Raw genomic sequence first — 3,923 nt, forward strand, 5'->3', positions numbered from 1 at the left:
AAAACAGTTAAATAAATTGACTGATGATGATCAGTTAAGCTAATTTAAAAACGGCTCTACAAAATGATAAATCAAGTGATCAAAGCTGATGAGAATCGGTGATCAAAGTCATGAGAATACGCACAATTAAAGCAACAGCAAATCCTCCTTTATATTTTATGTGAAAGTCAGTTGTCGATTGAATCAAAATAGGAACTAGGCTATGGTTGAAGCATTAATCAAAATAAAATAAAAGCGAGTAATTCTACAGGCTCGTTATGTTGGAGATCTTCGGGAGCCATAATATGAACTTGCCAAGTAAGAATGATTTTCCTGAAGGCTCCAGATTCTATATCAAAGAATTTGATGTACCACTAGTCCAGATACCAGACGGTAGTCTTTCTAAGTGGTTTAATTGGTTTGGCGGCAAGCCGAAAGAATACGCCCCAGAAGGTTTAAAGCCTGGCAACAATTGGGAAGCAGAGTCATTTAGTGAGTGGCAGAAAATTGTGAAAGAATCACTTTAAACTATGAATTATATCCCGCCTAAAGCTATTGAGTGTTGGAGAGTCGATAATCCAGGGGGGGAATTATATGAAACCTCAATCATGGATAATTATACGGTGATATCGGCATATGGAAGGTATGCTCATTGCTCGGGATGTAAGATAGTTTCATGGCAAGAGTTTCTAAGTGGTGAATTGAATGAGCTCGTTACCAAAACAATGGGGAGTGAAGTATTAAATGAAATTCATCATAAATTACGCTCAATCACATAACAAAAAGCTGCAACATGACTCCGTAAGTTGGCGTTATGTGTCATGGTAGATATGGAAACACTTCAAGAAAAAAATAATAAATACGCTAAATACCACAGAAATGATTCTTGGGGTGTCTTTGTAGCATTTACAATCATGTCACCTTTATTATTCAGTTATGGATATGAATTTTTCTATTGGTTTCAGGGTGAAATAATTGAAGTTCCTCATCCCGCTTTTGTGTTAGTTGGAGCATTGTTTTATGGTGGTATAATGGTCGCAATGGGCGATATCATTATATTTTCCAAACTACTCAAAGTATTCTCGCTTATTGCGGTTATGTGCTGGTTTAGCTATTTTTGGGTTGTGCTTAATCTATCTTGGCTTGCTTTTGCACCCTTAGTTCCTGTTTTTATACTTTTACAAATTCAAATGCCAAAAATTAAAGCTAACTCAAACAAATATGGCGATGACACATAACAAAGCAATAATGAAAGGGACGCAAAAAGCTTAGCCCGCGTCACTTCGTTCCTAATTTTAGCCAAGCTTTTCTGCGCCACATATTGCGGCTAGGAGCGACAAGCCGAAAGTATTGAGTTAGGAACTATTTATTGAAAGCTGTGAAGTTCGCTCAATTTTGATGTGCATGCTGTTTAGAGTATCTTGTAGGAGGTAAATTGATAATACCCAATAAGTTAAAAATGAATGATGAAGTTAGGATAATTGCGCCTTCAAGAAGTTTATCAATTATTGACCAAGAGACGCGAGAAATAGCAAACACAAGGTTTGAAGAGCTTGGCCTCAAATTGTCATTTTCAAAAAACTGTGAGTCGATAGATGATTTTTCGTCTTCATCTATAAAAGAAAGAATTGAAGATTTACATGAAGCATTCCTAGATAAAAAGGTAAAAGCTATCTTTACTGTTATCGGGGGCGATAATGTAAATCAATTACTAAAGTATATTGACTATAATATTGTTAAAAAAAATCCAAAAATTATATGTGGGTATTCTGATACTACAGCTTTATCAAATGCCTTATTTCATAAAACCGGACTAATAACTTACTCAGGGCCTGCATATTCAACTTTGGGGATGCTTAAAGGTATTGATTTTTCAATAAATTATATTAAAAAGTGTTTATTCTCAAGTGATCCTTATGAAGTTATAAACCCCGAACAATGGAGTGATGATTCATGGTTTTTAGATCAGGAAAAAAGAAGCTTTTATAAAGACAATGGCATAAAAGTTTTAAATCATGGTAAAGCTGAAGGAAAAATACTTGGAGGCAACCTTTGTACTTTAAATCTGCTTCAAGGAACTGAATTTATGCCTGACTTAACAAATTCTGTACTATTTCTTGAAGATGACGAGTTAACATCCCCTTCAAATTTTGACAGAGATCTGCAATCATTAATTCACCAAAAACATTTCGACAGAGTTAAAGGAATAGTCATTGGGAAATTTCAATTAAAGTCAGAAGTATCTGAAGACTTACTTAAAAAGATTATACAATCTAAACAAGAGTTAGAGTCAATTCCCGTGCTTTATAACTTAAACTTTGGACATACAACACCCCATATATGCTTTCCTATTGGTGGACTTGTGAAGATAGATACGAAAAGTCGTAAACAAATAACAATAGAAAAACATTAGGTAAAGAATACTCGAGTAATTAGCTAAATTTCATAATAATTAATGGTTGCGGATTTAATATTAAGAGTAATGGGATTGCATCGCCCTTGCTTGACTGACTGCTCATTGCAATTTTGAGTAGTTCGGCTTTGATCGAGAAGTAAACATTCGAGGGTTTTCGCATCGATTGTAGGTTTGTTGAGATAACGGACGCTTCAAAACGCTAATAATTAATCATCAATTATACCAAAGGGTTAAATTTCATTCGCTCAACTCCGCAGCTCAAGTTATGTAAAAACGATTGATTAATAGACGAAAAATAGGCGGCTTCACTCCATTATGAATATAAAAGAGAGGTTAAAATGGAAAATATGAGGCATTATATATTTTGATTTTATGAAAAATGACGTTTTATTTTACCTACACTCAACACATTACTAATGGCTTAACTACTATGAACTCAGCGTCAAAGAATACAATGCGAACATTTATACACTCGGTCTCAGTTATGTGCGCTGCGCTGTTACTGACAAGTTGTGTGAGTTGGATTGCACCAACTGTTAAATCTGAGTTGATAGCGCTTCAAGCGGGCGAATATCAGCTAGACAGTCAACATGCTGCATTAATATTTAAAATCCAACATTTAGGGTTATCAACCTATGTAGGGCGTTTTAATAAATTTGATGCACAACTCAACTTTGACCCTAATAATATGGCTGCCGCGTCATTAAACGCAGTGGTGGATATTAGCTCTATTGATATTAACAATGCTGACTTAGCAGAAACCTTACAAAATGATACTTGGTTTAACAGTGAGCGCTTTGCGCAAGCATCATTTACTAGCCACACTGTTACAGTTATATCTGATAACAGTTTTAATTTCTCAGGTGATTTAACTCTTAGAGGCGTTACCAAACCTGTGACGTTTAAAGCCACATTTCACGGTGGAGCAGACAACTGGATGACAGGAAAATACACCATTGGTTTTAGTGCGGTCGGTCAAATCAAACGTTCTGACTTTGGCATGGACAGTTATATACCGATTGTTGGGGATCAAATTGACTTAGAAGTTTATGCGGAATTTATTAATGTTGGTAAGCAATAAGAAGTAAGTGATAGCTACTAAATCGTCAATCAGTGACATTTTCAGATAGAATATAATCCCTGAATGACCGCTAGGGCACTTTTGTGAAGTTTGTCTAAAAAGCGAAATACGGGCTAAATATTTTTAGCATGTGTTTCCATTTTGGTCGACTTTACTTGTGCCACATACCTGTCTTTTTCTGAGCAACAATAGGCCTTGATTGGATTGTTTTACCATGTGCGATGTCATTTACTCACCTCCCCCCTCTTGGTTTACTATCCCCCTGTGTCAGGATAGTTGTCGCCTCTAACTTTTAATAGAGGCAGATAAAAATGAGACGTCAATTTACACAAGAATTTAAAGTTCAAGCGGTTGAAAAAGCATTATCTCAATGTGATGATGTTCGTCTAGAAGATATTGCAGATGATTTAGGTGTCGGTTATTCAACGTTACAACGCTGGATAGCAC

The 3,923-nt window shown here is 35.7% G+C and carries 5 protein-coding genes; all 5 read left to right on the forward strand.

What is annotated here, in order from left to right:
• Nucleotides 1-284: 284 nt before the first annotated feature.
• Nucleotides 285-506, forward strand: a complete 222-nt coding sequence (locus tag H5186_RS22185) for a hypothetical protein (protein ID WP_182739599.1) — start codon at nucleotides 285-287, stop codon at nucleotides 504-506.
• Nucleotides 507-809: 303 nt separating this feature from the next.
• A complete protein-coding gene (locus H5186_RS22190) occupies nucleotides 810-1,217 on the forward strand; it encodes a hypothetical protein (RefSeq protein WP_182739576.1) in 408 nt (135 codons plus the stop codon).
• A 221-nt stretch (nucleotides 1,218-1,438) separates the two neighbouring features.
• Entirely contained in the window at nucleotides 1,439-2,392 is a 954-nt protein-coding gene (locus H5186_RS22195) for a S66 peptidase family protein (RefSeq protein WP_182717807.1), read from the forward strand.
• Nucleotides 2,393-2,849: 457 nt separating this feature from the next.
• Nucleotides 2,850-3,476 carry a YceI family protein gene (locus tag H5186_RS22200; RefSeq protein ID WP_259398789.1) on the forward strand — a complete coding sequence of 209 codons (627 nt, stop codon included), beginning with the start codon at nucleotides 2,850-2,852 and terminating at the stop codon, nucleotides 3,474-3,476.
• A gap of 311 nt (nucleotides 3,477-3,787) precedes the next feature.
• Nucleotides 3,788-3,923: transposase (locus tag H5186_RS23435; RefSeq protein WP_182795011.1), on the forward strand; the 136-nt coding region annotated here is incomplete at its 3' end.

The organism is Pseudoalteromonas sp. SG41-2 (assembly GCF_014164535.1).
Classification (GTDB): domain Bacteria; phylum Pseudomonadota; class Gammaproteobacteria; order Enterobacterales; family Alteromonadaceae; genus Pseudoalteromonas; species Pseudoalteromonas rhizosphaerae.

What these genes read in the sequence shown, in the direction of transcription:
- H5186_RS22200 (WP_259398789.1), top strand. Translation starts at nt 2,850, where the DNA reads ATGCGAACATTTATACACTCGGTCTCAGTTATGTGCGCTGCGCTGTTA.
- H5186_RS22185 (WP_182739599.1), top strand. Translation starts at nt 285, where the DNA reads ATGAACTTGCCAAGTAAGAATGATTTTCCTGAAGGCTCCAGATTCTAT.
- H5186_RS22190 (WP_182739576.1), top strand. Translation starts at nt 810, where the DNA reads ATGGAAACACTTCAAGAAAAAAATAATAAATACGCTAAATACCACAGA.
- H5186_RS22195 (WP_182717807.1), top strand. Translation starts at nt 1,439, where the DNA reads ATGAATGATGAAGTTAGGATAATTGCGCCTTCAAGAAGTTTATCAATT.